Origin of the sequence: Dechloromonas denitrificans (genome assembly GCF_020510685.1) — a bacterium.
GTDB lineage: Bacteria > Pseudomonadota > Gammaproteobacteria > Burkholderiales > Rhodocyclaceae > Azonexus > Azonexus denitrificans_A.
Map to the genome: position 1 here is coordinate 2273492 of NZ_CP075185.1, position 16366 is coordinate 2289857.

Annotated in this window: 12 protein-coding genes; 8 read left to right on the forward strand and 4 right to left on the reverse strand. The window is 55.1% G+C overall.

Annotated elements, in window-relative coordinates; translation table 11 throughout:
- Positions 1 to 10: 10 nt before the first annotated feature.
- Both KI611_RS10770 and KI611_RS10775 read right to left on the reverse strand, forming a co-directional pair.
- A complete protein-coding gene (locus KI611_RS10770; protein WP_226419820.1) occupies positions 11 to 820 on the reverse strand; it encodes a hypothetical protein in 810 nt (269 codons plus the stop codon).
- The gene (locus KI611_RS10775) at positions 817 to 2076 is read right to left on the reverse strand and encodes a hypothetical protein (protein WP_226419821.1); all 1260 of its coding nucleotides are present in this window, start codon (positions 2074 to 2076) and stop codon (positions 817 to 819) included. The genes KI611_RS10770 and KI611_RS10775 overlap by 4 nt, the downstream gene beginning before the upstream one ends.
- 463 nt (positions 2077 to 2539) lie before the next feature.
- Between KI611_RS10775 and KI611_RS10780 the strand changes: the two genes are divergently transcribed.
- Positions 2540 to 3877 carry an IS5 family transposase gene (locus KI611_RS10780; protein ID WP_226419822.1) on the forward strand — a complete coding sequence of 446 codons (1338 nt, stop codon included), beginning with the start codon at positions 2540 to 2542 and terminating at the stop codon, positions 3875 to 3877.
- Between the two features lie 125 nt (positions 3878 to 4002).
- Here KI611_RS10780 and KI611_RS10785 read toward each other — a convergent pair whose 3' ends face one another.
- Positions 4003 to 5352: a deoxyguanosinetriphosphate triphosphohydrolase gene (locus KI611_RS10785; RefSeq protein WP_226419823.1), complete on the reverse strand. Its 1350-nt coding sequence runs from the start codon at positions 5350 to 5352 to the stop codon at positions 4003 to 4005.
- Positions 5353 to 5541: 189 nt separating this feature from the next.
- On the opposite strand from KI611_RS10785, the gene KI611_RS10790 reads away from it, so the two are divergent.
- The 6 genes from KI611_RS10790 to qatD all read left to right on the forward strand — a co-directional run bounded on the left by KI611_RS10790 (position 5542) and on the right by qatD (position 13726).
- Complete coding sequence (locus tag KI611_RS10790) at positions 5542 to 6798, forward strand: SIR2 family NAD-dependent protein deacylase (RefSeq protein ID WP_226419824.1); 1257 nt, start codon at positions 5542 to 5544, stop codon at positions 6796 to 6798.
- 83 nt (positions 6799 to 6881) lie between these two features.
- Positions 6882 to 8921, forward strand: a complete 2040-nt coding sequence (locus tag KI611_RS10795; protein WP_226419825.1) for a helicase HerA-like domain-containing protein — start codon at positions 6882 to 6884, stop codon at positions 8919 to 8921.
- A 36-nt stretch (positions 8922 to 8957) separates the two neighbouring features.
- A complete protein-coding gene (locus KI611_RS10800) occupies positions 8958 to 10859 on the forward strand; it encodes a KAP family NTPase (protein ID WP_226419826.1) in 1902 nt (633 codons plus the stop codon).
- Positions 10860 to 11088: 229 nt separating this feature from the next.
- Positions 11089 to 11694: a Qat anti-phage system associated protein QatB gene (gene qatB / locus KI611_RS10805; protein ID WP_226419827.1), complete on the forward strand. Its 606-nt coding sequence runs from the start codon at positions 11089 to 11091 to the stop codon at positions 11692 to 11694.
- Complete coding sequence (gene qatC, locus KI611_RS10810) at positions 11691 to 12968, forward strand: Qat anti-phage system QueC-like protein QatC (protein WP_226419828.1); 1278 nt, start codon at positions 11691 to 11693, stop codon at positions 12966 to 12968. The genes qatB and qatC overlap by 4 nt, the downstream gene beginning before the upstream one ends.
- Entirely contained in the window at positions 12965 to 13726 is a 762-nt protein-coding gene (qatD, locus tag KI611_RS10815) for a Qat anti-phage system TatD family nuclease QatD (protein WP_226419829.1), read from the forward strand. Before qatC ends, qatD begins: the two co-directional genes overlap by 4 nt.
- Before the next feature lie 90 nt (positions 13727 to 13816).
- Here the strand turns inward: qatD and KI611_RS10820 are convergent, their stop codons facing one another.
- On the reverse strand, positions 13817 to 14998 hold the full coding sequence (locus tag KI611_RS10820) for a tyrosine-type recombinase/integrase (RefSeq protein WP_226419830.1): 1182 nt from the start codon (positions 14996 to 14998) through the stop codon (positions 13817 to 13819).
- A gap of 175 nt (positions 14999 to 15173) precedes the next feature.
- On the opposite strand from KI611_RS10820, the gene KI611_RS10825 reads away from it, so the two are divergent.
- The gene (locus KI611_RS10825; protein WP_226419831.1) at positions 15174 to 16205 is read left to right on the forward strand and encodes a DNA-binding protein; all 1032 of its coding nucleotides are present in this window, start codon (positions 15174 to 15176) and stop codon (positions 16203 to 16205) included.
- Positions 16206 to 16366: the final 161 nt, after the last annotated feature.

The following is a 16366-nucleotide window of genomic DNA, read 5'->3' on the forward strand; positions in this document are numbered from 1 at the left end:
TCCCTCCGTTTTATTGTTGTTCGTTTTGGTCTGCCACGGTCTCGCCGAGCAGCAATGCAGCCGTTTCACGGCTCGCCAAAGATTGTTTGGGCGGCAAGAGATAGGACACCTCTTGAGAGGAGTTGTCTGCCATCTCGATTGCCGCAAGGACGGTTTGTCGCCATTCATCCTTGTTCCCCGTTGCCTCAATCATTCCCGATTGCTCCATGACATTCAGGAAGCGTGCCGCCCAAGTGGAAATTTTCCCCTTGTCCTTCCAGAAATGATCCCAAACGACGCCTGCTTCGCCTTCGGGTCTTCCTGAGTTCCCCATCTTCTCAATGCCCGAGGAGAGTTCCTCGACGAAAAGACGCTTGGAGACGAACGCTTCGGAATAGCGGCTGACTTCGGACGGCAAGCGGTCAATCTTTTCGTAGAAGAACCATTGCAGCGTCAGCCAGAGACGGGCTGTCCAGAAAATCGTCTCGTGCTTCTTGGCTTCCCTGTCGCCGCCGCGACCATCCCGCATCGCTTCGATATACCAGCGGTTATCGACATAAGGGGCTACATCTTCGCCACGCTTGCGAGTCAAAACCCAAATCGTGTTCGGGGTTCCCGCTTTCGGAGGTATGCCGAACTCGACGCCATCCCTATCGACGAGAGAGAAGCCCTGTGCGTTCAGGAAGTCCTCGAAGTCGTTCAGGGCTGAAGAATTGCAATTGGCGAGGATTCTCGCGACCTCTCGTTCGCCATCCCGCAAATTGCGACCAGGCGGATTGCCTGAAATTTCTCTCCAGCGGAGCAAGTAGGCAAAGACGATGCCGATTTCGGTCGGGTTCATAGGTTTTCCTCCGTGAGGAACATCAACGGGTCGGAGCCTGTGAAATGCAAACCCGCAATGCGTGTGTCGAATGTTTCTCCCGTGATACCTACGACGATGCGGAAGCCTTCGCCGTCGAGGTGTTCAGGAGCGGAATAGACGCCGAAGAAATCGGCAGGGGTCTCGTCGGCTTCCAGCGAGAAACCGACATCGGAAATCATTTCGGAGAAGGTCGTTGGACTAGCCTTCAGCCTGTCAATCACCATCGCCCGATTCCGCAGGATGAAATCCATGAGCCGGCTATGGCTTGCGACACGGTCGGGTTCAAGATTGAAGGTGGAAACGGGAATATGTTTCTCGCCCTCATCCAAAGTGGTGAAATCCACGGAACCAACCATCAAGGAAGGATGGAAGAAGTTCGAACCCGTTCCCCAAGGCATCAGTTCGGCGAGGATGGCTTCCAGCCTTCGCAAGTCGGGAACGGTGGACGGAACGGTCATTGAATCGACGATGGACAGGAAGGGGATACCTTCGCCACCCGTCGACCTTGCCCGTTGCGCGGTTTCGAGGAATCCGACGAAACGGCGGGACAGAGCCTCGACGTTCTGCATCACCAACTCGATTTCGGTTTGCAGGTTGCCTATGGAGTAGGAAACGGGATTCCTCGACTTCCACATTTCGAACGCCTCCCTTGTTCCCGCATCGAAAATCTTGGAGCAAGCCTGTTTTACGACCTCCGTGGCATCCCGCAAAGCGCCGGCGATGCCAGGACCGTCATAGATGAGCATGTCGCGAAGTTCGGCAAGCGTTGGTCGTTCCAAAGCAGAGGAGAGTTGCTTGTTCTTCGAGGCGATTTCGAGAACCATCATCTTGCAGAAGCGGGGGATGTCGGAGAACTGCCCTCGCTCGATAGCCTTGACCAACTTTTCGGCATCGATATCGCTGTAAAGCCAACTTTCCTTCATCGCCGAAATGCGAAGAAGTAGTCGTCCGTTTTCCGTGAGTTGGACTTGGGCAAAACCTCTCGCCTTCTCGACAAGAGGAGTCGACTCCTTGGTCAAGCCGAAGGTGATTCCGCCTTCGCCATCCTCGATTCCATATCTGATTTCCCGTTCGTGGGCCAACGAATCGATAACGAAATCCAAGTCCTCATTAATTACCGTCGAGACCCGCTTCCGCATTGCAGAGAGAACCTCTCCGACAGGGACGAACGAAGGTCCGCGATCCATCTCAATCTCGCGTAGCGTGTCCAGTAGAAGGAGAGCAAGGGCGAGCATGTGCCCAGACCGTTCCTGCGTCTCGGGAACATAAACTCCGGTCTCTCGGCGGCTCTGATGCAGGTCTACGAGCCGCGATATGGCAGCCACGAGACGAACATCGTGGGGTATTGAGGAGGATGTCGAAGGGCGGCTCATCTGGAGGAAAAACTCCCGAATGTCATCCTCTGAACTTAACGGGCATCCTCGTCAGTGTCAATCATGAAATACGATTTTTGAAATCGTGCTGTTCGTTAAACATCACGACAGAGAGGGCATTCGAGTTCCGCGTTAGGCCTTTAACCGGTGCGACTATCGTTCAACGGCAAAGGGCAGAATCTTGGTATAGGGTGGATAGTTAGTCCGTCCTGAATAATATACAAGTCGATGATTTAATTGATTAATTTCGCGGTTTCTCGGGAGGCAATTTGCCGGAAATGAGATAATAATGCCTTGATTCCTTGCAAATTTTCGTGAGTTTTCGATGCGTCCCAAAGGCAAACATCCCTCGACTGGCGACTTGTTTCAGCAGCCCCTGGTGGAACTGATCAATCTCAAGCACCCGCTGGTGAAATTGGCCGAGTTGATCGACTGGTCCGTATTCGAAACCCGCTGGGCGGAATTCTTTCCTTCGCGTACAGGGCGCCCAGCCAGTTCGCCGCGCCTGATCGCGGGTTTGCTCTACCTGCAACACACCTTTGCCTGTTCGGATGAGGATCTGATCTGGACATGGGTCGAGAACCCCTACTGGCAACACTTCTGCGGCGAAACCTACTTCCAGCATGAGCCGCCGATTGCCCCTTCTTCAATGACGCGCTGGCGCCAGCGGGTCGGTGAAGAAGGTGTTGAGTGGTTGCTGACCGAAACCATCGAAGCCGCCCGCCGAGGCAAGGTCGTCAAGGCAAAGAGTTTCGAGAAGATCATCATCGACACTACGGTGATGGAAAAGGCCGTGGCTTACCCGACGGATAGTCGCCTGCTCGAACGCGGCCGGCAGCATCTGGTGAAACTGGCTGGTGCCCTGGGCATCACCCTGCGCCAGAACTACAACCGCGAAGCGCCCAGGCTGGCTACACAGGTCGGACGTTACGCCCATGCCAAACAATACCGGCGCATGAAAGCCACGCTGAAATCCTTGCGGACCATCGTCGGGCGAGTCTGGCGCGACATTGACCGCAAACTGGATCAGCGGGATGACGTAGAGCGCGCAAAGGCAGCCAGCATCCTGGCGCGTGTCAAACGACTGCTGGAACAAAAGCCCAAGAACAAAAACAAGCTTTACAGCCTGCACGCCCCGGAGGTTGAGTGCATTTCCAAAGGCAAGGCGCGCCAGCCGTATGAATTTGGGGTCAAAGTCACCGTCGCCACCACGCACAAGGAAGGTCTGGTGGTTGGCATGCGCAGTTTGCCTGGCAACCCCTACGATGGTCATACGCTGCCGGAAGCCATTGAGCAGGTGAGCATTCTCACTGCGCAAAAGCCAAAGGCCGTGTTTGTCGACAAGGGCTATCGGGGCATCAGTGTCGATGGCGTGACCATCTGGCGCAATGGACAGAAGCGCGGCGTCACCCCTTCAATCCGGAAAGCAATTCATCGAAGAAGTGCCGTTGAACCTGCGATTGGGCACATGAAAAACGATGGCAAGCTGCGACGGAACTGGCTCAAGGGCAGTCTCGGTGATGCCTTGAATGCTGTGCTTTGCGGCGCCGGGATCCTGAGAGCCATCCGGCTTTTTTACGTCTGGATGTTGTGCTTCGCAATAGCCGGCGCCGGTCGTCGGCCATCATCGCGCCCGGAATTCCCTCGCTTCGCCGTGATTTGAAATGCGTTATTCAGGACGGACTAGTTAGTAGAGCAGGGGATCTAGTCCAACTTTCGTTCGTCGGCCAACGCCGACCGTGGGTCTCTGGCCGCACTCGGGCAGCAACGCTGGGGTTACCCGACTATTTAAGGAAGGCTAATACCGTGAATTCGTTGATAGGTTCGAAGAGCATAGGAGTCAGCCATACCAGAAACAAAATCCGTAACAGCCAATACTCGCGAATAATAATCCATGCCTTCACAGGGCAACTCCGGCATCAGCTTCAGAATGGTTGTAGACATAGAACTGCATCCACGACCAAGGCTGGCATAGTCATCAATTGCAGTTAAGAAGACATCCAACAAGCCACCTATAACTTTGAAACCGCATGCCTCGATTTCAACGACAGGAGCAGCCGAGTACACTTTTTTCCGAGCGAGGGTCTGAAATTCCTTGTACGCATGGGCATGGGAGATGTGATTCATCAGGTCATCATCAAAGCTTCCGCTAAGAATGCTGCCTTCCCTTTCCAGAAAAGCGACAACCACCTCTTCAATAGCAATATGTATCGCTTTAGCCCTGAAAAACTCAATCCGATGTTTCTCCAATGGAATTGTTTCGGCCCTAGCCATATCCTTTTCAATCAGGATGTTGGCAAACAGTGGCTGGACCTCGCTGAAAGATAAATTTCCTGTACGGAACCCATCTTCAACGTCCATTACTCGATAACAAATATCGTCTGCGGCCTCCATCAAAAAGGCCAATGGATGCCGATACCATGCATTCTCAGATTTTTGAATCAGTCCAAGCTTTTTCGCAATTTCTTCAAAGCGCGGGAAATCTTCGGCCACAAATCCGAATTTCTTTCCGCTAACCCCTGTTGATGCATTCTCTGAGGCAATAGACAACCGTGGGTATTTAACGAAGCTGCCTAATACGGCAGCGGTCAACTGCATTCCACCTGGTTGGTCAGGCGTTTCCGTTTTCGTTAAAAGGCGAAATCCTTGGGCGTTACCCTCAAAGCATTGCAAATCGGCTCTGCGAACATCATCCAGCCCTCTGCCGGACAGAAATTTGTCCGCAGGGGGACTTCGGAACCAGTACTGAATTGCTGACTCACCAGCATGGCCAAACGGTGGATTGCCAATATCGTGAGCAAGGCCTGCTGCCGCGACTACGGTTCCAAAGTCTGCTGCGGTAATACCTATGTTTTTCAGGTCTGAGTTTCGCTTGATGATTTCATCGCCAACCATTACCCCCAATGAGCGGCCTACAGAGGAAACCTCCAAGCTGTGCGTCAGTCGCGTTCTAACGTAATCGTCTTTGGCGAGAGGAAAGACCTGAGTCTTGTCCTGAAGACGCCGAAAGGCCGAGGAGAACAAAATTCGGTCGAAATCCCGTTGAAAAGGAGTTCTCGCCCCGCCAAACTCTACCGGCTGATTAAGCTTCCCTAGCCGTTTACCGGAGAGCAGGCGTTCCCAGTTCATCTTATTCATAGATATTTTCCTCGATGCGCGCACGCAAGCATATGCAACATAATAACGCGCTGAATAGCCAATCAAACGCGGTGTTAGGCGCGCGCACATCGGAACCTGCAAAAATCGGTTTGCATCGTGGTTATATAGCTTAATATGCGAAAAAAATTTAAAAATTGAGATCGCTTTTGCAATATGCAAGGGGTGAAGATGAGTGTCAGTGTCCATAATCCAGACCAATATATGGCCAGTCTTCGGCAGATCATTGCGCAGGGACGCAAGCGGATCGGTCTCTTGGTTGGAGCGGGGGCGCCGGCCGGCATCTTCCCTCCAGGTAGCGACAAGCCACTGATACCTGCCGTAGCAGGCCTCACCGACATGGTGATGGAAGCGCTGAACGCTGATTACGGCAAGACACTGGACGCAGTACGGTCTGAACTTGATTCTCCGAACATTGAAACGATCCTATCGCGGGCGCGCAGCTTGGCGGGCGTCATTGGTAAGACAAAAGTTCATGACCTCGATGGGGATGGATATAAGAAACTGAGCGAAGCAATCTGCGAACAGATTGGGACCATCGTTAACAAGCCTCTTCATGACGGTCCTTCGCCATACACCGAGTTCGTGACGTGGATTAGTGGCACGGGACGCGAACATCCGGTTGAGATTTTCACCACCAACTATGACTTGCTGTTCGAGCAAGCGCTGGAACGCACGCGCATTCCGTTTTTCGATGGTTTCAGTGGTGCCAGTGAGCCGTTTTTCGATCCCTCATCCGTTGCGAGCAATGACCTACCGGCGCGCTGGACGCGCTTGTGGAAACTGCATGGCTCGCTCGGCTGGGCCGCAAATGCTCGCGGCGAGGTGATACGCACTGGTCGGGCCAATGCGACACATCTGGTGTTTCCCGAACATCTCAAGTATGACCAGACACAAAAGGCACCATACGCTGCACTCTTTGACAGGCTGCGTGCATTCCTGATGACGCCCGACACGTTGTTGATCGCGACCGGGTTTTCCTTTGCCGATGCCCACATTTCTGCGCGGATCGATGAATGCCTAGCTGCCAATCCGGCGGGCAGCGTGTTCGCGTTCCAATTCAAACCGCTCGAACAAGAAATCCATGCCTGCGACATCGCAGGGCGCCGTGCCAACATGAGCCTGTATTCCCCAGACAAGGCAATGATCAATGGCATAGCGGCACCGTGGATGCCAGGAGACCTGCCGACACGTGACTGGGGTGGAATTCGATCCACTTATTGGGGCATCGATGAGAAGAGCGGGGCCGCGCAATTTCAACTCGGCCGCTTCGACCGACTCGCCCGATTCTTCGCATCGTCACGGGCTGCACAGCACTTTCCTCCTGCGGCACAGGTGGCGGCAGTTGCGGAGACGACCGGGGTTCCCGTTCCGCAAGAAGATGTGGTGGTGCCTGCGGCTCTCAAGGCACTCCTCTTAAGTGATTGATTTTAAATGAACGTATCAGAGTGCCTTTCGGGCGATTTGCGGCCCCTGCCCGATTACCCCGCTAACCCTGCGGTTGGAGCGGCATGAACTCGAAGCCGACATTACTGGGGCATGTAGGTGCAGTGACCGGCGCAGCAGTCAGCGTTCGACAGTCGCCAAGCGTTGCATCCGGCATAGCCATCATCGGCGGCAAGAGCTACCGCATTGGACAGGTGGGCAGCTTCGTGCGTATTCCCCAAGGCTATCACGATCTGTATGGCATCGTAGCTGAGGTCGGTGCGGACGCCACGCCAGAGGCCGCCCGCGAGCTGAACGATCGCGGTGACCGCTGGATGACGATTCAACTTGTGGGGGAGATCGTTGGCGCGTCGTTTGAGCGCGGCATCAGCCAGTACCCGAACGTCAGAGACGAAGTCCACCTCGTGACGGAAGAAGACCTTGCGGTCATCTACGGCACCCAGGATGGTGGACAGGTGATGATCGGACGGCTGGCGAGCGCCGAAGGAATTCCCGTGCGAATCGATCTCGATAAGCTCGTGACCCGCCATAGTGCGGTGCTGGGCTCGACGGGTGCTGGCAAGTCAACCACGGTCGCCAGCCTATTGCGATCGATCGCGTTGGGTGGAAGCATGGAAGGCAGTACGGGTTTCCCGAGTGCGCGGATCTTGCTGTTGGATATCCACGGCGAATACGGCCGTGCGCTGAAGTCCGTCTCGACTGTGTTTCGCGTAAATCCGAGTGCTGACGAGCAGCCACTGCACATCCCATTCTGGGCGCTCGATCCGGCTGATTTGCTCACCTTCCTCATGGGCAAACTCGACGACAAGCCGCTGTCACAGATTCTCGATCGCGTGCTCGACTACAAGACCAAGCTAGTGAGCGAAACGTCGGTTGCCGGTCTCGACCTGAACTCAATGACGGCCGATAGCCCGGTGCCGTTTAGCCTGAAGAAGCTCTGGTTCGAACTGTTGGAGCCGGAGATCAAGACTTGGGCTGATCAGCCACGAACAACGCCGGCGTTGGACGAAGCCGGCGATGCCGCGACGCTGAAAGCGCCGCGTTATAAGCCTCACGGTGCCGGGTCTTCAGCGCCCTTCATCAATCAGCTCGGCGTGCTCGGCATCCGCCGCCCGTTAGATCAGATGCGATCCCGCCTGCTGGATCGGCAATACGATTTTCTCTTGCATCCAGGATCATGGGAGCCTGATCTGAATGGCAACTCGGACAAGGACTTACCCGAACTGTTGCAAGCATGGCTCGGACACGACAAGCCAGTCACCATCCTTGATCTGTCCGGCATCCCCAGCACGGTGGTTGCCCGTCTGATCGGTGCAATTCTCAAGATCATTTATGAAGGGCTGTTCTGGGGCAGAGAAAAAAGCGAAGGAGGTATCGCAAGGCCGTTGCTCGTAGTGATGGAAGAGGCTCACCGATATCTCTCAAAAGAGGCCGACGGGCCAGCGCGGGCTATGGTTCAGCGGATCGTAAAGGAAGGTCGTAAGTTCGGCATTGGCGCAATGATCGTCAGCCAACGGCCCTCCGAGGTCGATGAGACCATCTTGTCGCAGTGCGGTACGTTTATCGCGCTACGGCTCTCGAATTCAGCTGATCGCGCAAAGGTACAGGCTTCGTTGCCGGACAACCTTGCGGGCGTGGTTGATAGCCTGCCCGTGCTACGCGTGGGGGAAGCCATTATCACCGGAGAAGCTGCCAGGCTGCCGATTCGTTGTCGCATCACGCTGCCAGACGAGAAGAACCGACCAAATAGTGAAGACCCTGCCGTGGCCAAGCGCTGGCAAGGTGCCAGGTTGCCCGAGAGCTATGAACGGGTTGCTGCAGCTTGGCGTGCCCAGAATCCAATTTGGACCACATTGCGCGTGCTGCGCACCCCGTTTACCCAAAAGGAGATAGAGAGCATGGATAGAGAAACGGTGGCTTCGTCGACAGTGGTTTCCATCGGCTACGAGCCGAGCAGTAGCACGCTTGAAGTCGAGTTTAAGAGCGGTGTCTATCAGTACTACAACGTTCCCGAGCCGATCTACCAGCAACTCATGGAATCGGACTCGAAAGGCAAGTTCATGCACGCCTATATCAAGCCTGCCTATCCGTGCTCACGTGTTTGAGTCAGCACGAAAATTCGAAATAGGGAGGCCGTGACAATGTGGACAGACAACGAGACTGCGCAGGATTTTCTGAATTTCGGCGGCATTGCTAAGACTGTTGCTGAGATCGTCGAGCAGGCTCAATCACGGCCTATCTCTATAGGTGTTTCGGGTGCGTGGGGTGTCGGCAAGTCTTCGATGATCAAGCTGATCCGTACCGAGCTGTCGGCTCGGCATGCAGAGAAATGTGTAGGCCCTGGTACGAGTGATGCGGAGAAGCCGAGCAGATTCATCTTCGTCGAGTTCAATGCGTGGCTCTATCAAGGATATGACGACGCACGCGCAGCGTTGATAGAAGTAGTTGCTTCGACTTTGGCAAAGGAAGCTGAAGAACGAAAGACTGGGATTGACCAAGCAAAGGATTTGCTCGAAAGGGTTAACTGGTTTCGCGCGATTAAGCTGTCGGCCAGTTCTGCGGTCTCGCTTGCATTGGGCTTACCGCCGACAGGCCTGCTAGGAGAGCTCTGGGGATTCGGCAAGAGCGTGGTTGCGGGTCAGGTCGATCAAGAGGCAGTCGACGCAGCCAAGTCGGCCGCAGGAAAAGCCGGGGAGTCGGCGGCAGGCTTGGTCAAGCCAAAAAAGACCACTTCCCCTCCAAAGGAAATTGAAGCTCTTCGCAAGAGTTTCGAAGATGTGCTGAAAGAGATGGGTGTCACATTGGTGGTGCTGATCGACGATCTGGATCGGTGTCTTCCCGAAACCACGATCTCGACGCTGGAGGCGATTCGCCTCCTTCTGTTTCTGGAGCACACGGCTTTCGTCATCGCTGCCGACGATCAGATGATCAAACACGCCGTCAAGAGGCACTTTCAAGGCGTTGACGACGATCTTGTCATCAATTATTTCGACAAGCTCATCCAAGTGCCGATTCGCGTCCCGCCGTTGGGGACGCAAGAGGTCCGTGCCTACATGATGCTGCTGTTTGTCGAGAATAGCAGCCTTGATCCCAAGGAAAAGGAACGACTTCGGGCGGAGGTGTGCTCGCAGTTGAGTCGAACTTGGCAAGGCAAACGCGTCGATCTCAAGTTCCTCAGAGGTTTGAACGACAAGTTGCCGGATGATTTGATCGCACGCCTCGACGCTGCGGACCGGCTTGCACCATTAATGACCAGCGCTACCGGCATCGCAGGCAATCCTCGTCTGATAAAGCGCTTCCTCAACGCATTGTCGATTCGCATGTCGATGTCTCGTGCCCAAGGTGTCGGAGTTGATGAATCCGAACTCGCCAAAGTACTTCTTTTCGAGCGGTGCGGTGACCCCAAGGCATATCTGGAGCTGATCAAATCGGTAACCGAGAGCGCCGACGGAAACCCCGCATTCCTTGTCGAATGGGAGCAAAAGGCCATTGCGGGGGATGCCGTTCAACACAAGGCGCCATGGGATGACTCGTTTATCACCCAATGGCTGCGCCTGCCGCCGCAATTAGGCGGGCGTGACCTGCGCGGCGCGCTCTATGTCAGCCGCGAGCATGCGCCTCTGATCACGCCGGAGGATCGACTATCAGCGGAAGCCGCCGATTTGTTGGAAGGGCTTCTGGAACATCCCGACATGGCCAACAGCATCAAGGATCGACTTGTAGCACTGCCGCGATCAGAAATGTCAGTGATCATGGATCGTTTGCTTGGTCGCGCTGGGCAAGAGCAGGAATGGGGAACACCTCCGATCTTGGATGCCTGCATGGCGGTGTCTGCCGCGGATGCCCCACAGGGGCAGCGCTTGGCGGGGTTCTTGAGAGAGCGTCCTGCGGTGCAAATCAAGGCGAGCATCGTCCCCAAGATCGGTGACGAACTGTGGTCGAAGAATGTATTCGATGCTTGGAGTGATGACGAAGACATCGCCAAACCAGTGAAGAGCGCGATAAAGGCGAGGAGGGGAAATGGGAACGTCTCAGTCAAGTAGCGGCTCCCCGTCGGGGGTGCCAATGGTTCCTCCTTGGGTACCCGATATCCCGCTTCCGGTACACCCCGCTGAAGGAGCTCCGCCTGGTGCAGAACCGGAGCAAGGGGAAACACCGGCACCGGCCTCAGGCAGTGAGCCTCGCCAACCGATTCCAGTTGCGCCTAGGGGCCGATTTCTTGGGGCCAATAGAAATCTCGGAGACTATGCTCGTAGTGGCGATGGCGCAAGCATGCACCGTGGCCTTGGGCATTACGTTAAAAAGGGATACGGCGGAAGTGCGACTGCGACCCGGCGCATGGGCGGCACGGCGCAAACCGCGGAAGCACTGTATTCAGCACTTTCCAGTGGGCCGGGCAATACCTCTGGCGTACCAGGAAATACGCTTGATCCCGCGCTGACCGCCGGCCGATCAGCAGATGAGGTGATGGATGCAGTTGTTGAGGCGGTGCGACCGGTCGATGGCACGCAAGACGCTGAAGCAAGCCGGACTTCGATCAAGGATGCACTGGCTGAAGTCTTGAATCAATTCCCTGATGCCGACCTGCTGAATCTTCAACCAGAGCACCGCGAGCTAGCCGTTGAACAGTTTGTCGCTGCCGATGTGTTTCGCAGAATCGACTTGGACATAGGGCGAACCATTCGAGAAAAGGCGCCGAACGCCGTTATAGGTTTGGGGCGCCTCAAAGAGGTTCGCGAGTATGTCCGGCAGACTGTATCGGCTTCGTTTCGGCACCTACGTTCGGCTGGGCAGCGACTGGCTGCCGGGAGAATTACGCAGATTGTACAGAGCGCCATTCGCGAAACGTTCCAAGTGTTCGAGGGGTATGTCGAGTGAAAATTACCTGTGCCCTCTCGGATTTCGACTTTGGCGGAACGCCAAGTGACTTGGATGTAGTCCTCTATGGCAACTCGGGCGACCCGATGCACGGATCAGCCGGAGCCGCTTTGAAACAGGCAATTATGCGGGAGAAGGTCGCGCCGGCCGCGCGCGCTTGGGATTTGCTCTCGCTTGCGCTCGCTGTCGTGTCATCTGATCTTGCCGGTCATCGGGAAAGGAGCCCTGATGGCTGGACGAGGGAGTTTGAACTAACGGTTTCAGTGGTTGATGCGCCGTTCTGGAATGCCAACGTCGATACGCTTCAACGACTTTTCGCGTACTTGAGTACGGATCGTTGGCGCTTGCGGTTTGTCGAAGGAGGTATTCTTCCGCAACCCGATCGGCAACCCGAGCATCCCCGTGAGGATTGTATCGTGTTGCTCTCGGGTGGGCTTGATAGCTACATTGGGGCGATTGATTTGGTCGGACAGGGCAAGCAGCCGCTTGCCGTCAGCCAGATGGTGCGGGGCGATGGTGAGAAGCAGGTTGCATTCGCGGCAGAGATTGGTGGCGGGCTTCGGCACTTCCAAGCCAACCACAATGCCGATGTTCCAGACCAAGAGAATCCACCGTCGCAGCGGGCGCGCTCGATCATATTTCTCGCCTATGGCGTTCTTATGGCGACGACGCTGGCCCGTTATCATGCCGGCGAAGAGGTGACACTCTACGTGTGCGAGAACGGCTTCATCGCACTAAATCCACCATTGACTGGGGGCCGGCTCGGAAGTCTGAGCACAAGAACCACACATCCTGTTGTCTTGTCATTGCTCCAGCAAGTGCTGGATGCGGCCGGCCTGCGAGTTCGGATTGTCAATCCTTACCGGTTTAAGACCAAGGGCGAAATGCTACGAGAGTGCCTAAATCAGGATCTTCTTAGCGCATATGCGTACCAGACGACCAGTTGTGGCCGCTTCAAGCAGTTCGGGTACAAGCACTGCGGACGATGCGTGCCCTGTTTGGTTCGGCGCGCTTCCTTTCATGCATGGCGAGGCGAGGATCGCACAGAGTACGTCTATTCAAATTTGGCATTGGATGATGACGAGCATGCGGGCTTTGATGACGTTCGGTCAGCACTGATCGGCATCGGGGAACGTCGCGAAGTGGGGACCGCCAGATGGCTTGGTGCGACATTGAGCTCCAACCGCGTGATGAACAAGCCGGAGCTTGCAAACACTGTTGAACGAGGCCTCGGCGAAATCGAATCGTTGATGCTTGCGCTGGGTGTCCGGTGATCGATTTTCACGCGCATCTAGATCTCTATCCTGATCCCGGGATGATTGTTCGAGAGGTCGCTGCGCGGGGAATGTACGTCCTGTCGGTCACTACGACTCCGAGTGCATGGAAGGGTACTTCAGCGCTTGTCACGCCAGGCTCACGCATTCGGACGGCACTGGGACTACACCCCCAACTCGCGCATCTGCGCGTTAGTGAGCTTCAATTGTTTGATGCCTATCTGCATGAATCTATGTATGTTGGAGAGATTGGCCTCGACGGTGCACCGGAGTTCAAGCAGCACTGGGAAACGCAAATAGCGATCTTCGACCATATCCTGAATGCCTGCGGTTCTGCCGGCGGCCGGATCATGTCGATCCATAGCCGTCGGGCTGCACCTACCGTGCTCGATCGGCTCGAAGCATTCCCAGATGCTGGCACCCCAGTGCTTCACTGGTTCTCGGGAAGTAAGCGAGACCTGCGGCGCGCGATTGCACGAGGCTGCTGGTTCAGTGTCGGCCCAGCGATGCTGGTCGCAGAGAAGGCGTGTGACTTGGTTCGCAACATGCCACGAGACCGTGTGCTGACTGAGACCGATGGGCCGTTTGCTCAAATCAATGGCAAAAGCGCTGTGCCATGGGATGCATACAAAGCAACGGTCAGATTGGCGGAGATTTGGGGAACGTCAGTATCTGAAGCGGAACAACTTCTACATTCGAACCTGCGACGCTTGGTGGAACTAGGTACGGTAGGGCAGGCAGACACAAGCCCGAACTGAGGTGATCGTTGATATTCCGGGGGCTTTGGACTGGCCGGGTACATTGATCACAGGCTCACCCGCGGGTAACCGGAAATCAATTTTGAGTGGTCACCAACCGAGTCGATGTTTCGCTTCGGTCTCTTTATGACGTTGATCATCTTCCGTATGCAAATAGGTGTTCGTCGTCGAAATAGAACTATGCCCAAGGTTATCGCGAACATTCCGAAGATCCATCGCATCGGCCATGTTGGAGCCTGCGGTATGCCGCATCCAATGCGCCGAGGCATCTTCGACCAGTTTGGCCAAGCGTTCAAACTCAGCCCCACGAGCGCGAATGCGCGTTGCGGTTCGAGCAAATACCTCTTTGACGATCAGATGTACGGCACTTCGCGTCAGCGGGCGTTGTTTTCCACCAATGGGTAGGAGGAGGGGAGTGGGCTCGCCGGGAATAGGGAAGGGCGACAGGCTATTTTCACGACGATAGCGTGTCAGTTCCACCATCAGTTCCGCCGTTGCCGGCACTAGGCGCGTCTTGTCGCCCTTACCGGTAATTTCCAGCCACCACCGATCTTCGCCTTCCGAATCGCGCCGGCAAAATAATGCGCCCATGCTGTTCTCAATAACCTCGGAAATGCGTAGGCCACAGATGTAGAGCAGGGAAAACAGCCAACGGACGCGATGAGAATGCTCTCGCTCGCGATCGGTCTCGCGCGGCATGGTTTCAATTGTTGTTTTGACCTCGAGCCAAAGTTCATCGTCGAGAAATCGGGTAATCCGCGGCTTGGCTTTACGGTGCCGCTGACGGGATAACGACAATGGATTACCGGCCAAATAGCCTGCATTCACCAACCAAGAGAACATCGTGTTCAGAATAATGATCGCTTGGCGCTGACTGGTTGGGGCGAGAGGGCCAGCAAACGGGCGCCAATCCGGATCAAAGCGCGACCATTTTCGTCCCGCCTTCATCACCCAGCGCTCAGCCGGTTGGGGATCGGCCAAAAAGCGCTGATACACCAGCAAGTCCTCGTGGGTCAGTGAGGACAAAGGCTTTCCGAGTTCCAAGGTAGCCCAGAGCAACAGTCGTTCGGATTCCTTGCGATAACTATCAAACGTGGTGTGCGTATCGAGAAAGCGGGCCAGCCAGGCCTTCATGGCATCAATGTCAGTTTGCGCGGCGATCTGGGCATGGCCCAGCGTTGAGCGATTGCTGCCGGTCCGGCCATCGAGGTGATCCGGCAAACGAACCAACTCCAGCGGCGCAATGGCTGCCACGGGGATTAAATCGCTCATTTATGGACTCCGCTGGTCTGGCTACTTTGCAGCCATTGTAGCGCCGACATAATTCGACAGTATAGTCGTAATGTCAAATTAAATGGATTCGTCGTTATATTCACAATGTTATACGTTGTATTATTTATTCATGGATCGGAAACACAACCGGATTGGCGGCTATAGGAGCAAGAACATGAGCACAGAAGCCAGAATCATTGCGGAGATTGAAGCGCTCAAGGTCAATGATCTCGATACACAGGATCTGTATCGCGAGGTCTGCACCATCCTGTTTTTCCGATACGGCATTACGCCTACCGCCAACAAGCTTTATCAATACGTCCGAAAAGGGAGCATGTCCGCACCGGCCGAAGCGCTGGCCAGATTCTGGTCTGACTTGCGTGAGAAAAGTCGGGTGCGAATTGAGCATCCCGATCTACCTGATGGCTTAAAGGCTGCCGCAGGGGAGTTGGTCGCGTCACTGTGGTCGCAAGCCCAGGCGGGCGCCCAGGAAGGCCTCGCTGTCTTTCGTCAGGAGGCTCAAGAGCGGGTCACCAATTCCCAACAGTCCTGTGAGGCTGCTGACCAGGCACGGGTCGCGGTTCAAACTGAAATGAATCAGACCCGAGAAGCCCTTCGAGAGGCCGAAGAACGGATACTGCAGCTTGAACGGAATCTGGCAGCTGAAAGCGCCCGAACACAGTCCTTGGAACAACAGCTTGATGCCGCCGGTCGTCAGCAAATTGCTCTTGAGGCGGCGCTAGCCGAAGCCAGAAAAGATTATTCGGCCGAACTCGAAAAATCCCGGTTAGAACTTCGACGAACCGAGGAGCGTCTTGCAGCCAATGAGAAACGCGCCTTGATGGAAATTGATCACGAACGTCAAATGACGATGAAAGCGCAACGCGAGCTTCAACTGCTCCGGAATAGTAGTCTTGAAAATGAGGCGCAGTTGCGAATTGAACTAGCTGACAGCAACGCTGAGTTAGCCGATACAAGACAGAAGTTAGGCGTTGCAGATGGCAAACAGGATGAGCTTAGGGCCACAAATAAGACGCAAATCGAAGAACTGGCGGCGTTCCGCCTGACTCTGGCCAGGCAAGATACACAATTGGCGTTGTTGCAACGAGAAATTGAACTCGCGCAGACCGCCTCAAAACAACTTCAGGAAAGTATTGCTTCAAAGTCAGCGATACCGAAAGTGCCACGGCGAAACAGGAAGGTCTAAACCTTAAATTGGTCTCTGCTCAAAATGGATGCATTCGGCAAATTGTGTTCACCTACGGGACAGGATTGTGTCGCCTGAGTCGGCCAACGGATTGAAGATCAAATTGTGTAACGCCAGTGCAGAAGGCTGAATCAAAAATAGGAATCACTAAAATTGGTGCA

Excerpts from the sequence above, each read along its gene's own strand:
- KI611_RS10770 (WP_226419820.1), bottom strand. The coding sequence starts at position 820 with ATGAACCCGACCGAAATCGGCATCGTCTTTGCCTACTTGCTCCGCTGG.
- KI611_RS10775 (WP_226419821.1), bottom strand. The coding sequence starts at position 2,076 with ATGCTCGCCCTTGCTCTCCTTCTACTGGACACGCTACGCGAGATTGAG.
- KI611_RS10780 (WP_226419822.1), top strand. The coding sequence starts at position 2,540 with ATGCGTCCCAAAGGCAAACATCCCTCGACTGGCGACTTGTTTCAGCAG.
- KI611_RS10785 (WP_226419823.1), bottom strand. The coding sequence starts at position 5,352 with ATGAATAAGATGAACTGGGAACGCCTGCTCTCCGGTAAACGGCTAGGG.
- KI611_RS10790 (WP_226419824.1), top strand. The coding sequence starts at position 5,542 with ATGAGTGTCAGTGTCCATAATCCAGACCAATATATGGCCAGTCTTCGG.
- KI611_RS10795 (WP_226419825.1), top strand. The coding sequence starts at position 6,882 with ATGAACTCGAAGCCGACATTACTGGGGCATGTAGGTGCAGTGACCGGC.
- KI611_RS10800 (WP_226419826.1), top strand. The coding sequence starts at position 8,958 with ATGTGGACAGACAACGAGACTGCGCAGGATTTTCTGAATTTCGGCGGC.
- qatB (WP_226419827.1), top strand. The coding sequence starts at position 11,089 with ATGCACCGTGGCCTTGGGCATTACGTTAAAAAGGGATACGGCGGAAGT.
- KI611_RS10820 (WP_226419830.1), bottom strand. The coding sequence starts at position 14,998 with ATGAGCGATTTAATCCCCGTGGCAGCCATTGCGCCGCTGGAGTTGGTT.
- KI611_RS10825 (WP_226419831.1), top strand. The coding sequence starts at position 15,174 with ATGAGCACAGAAGCCAGAATCATTGCGGAGATTGAAGCGCTCAAGGTC.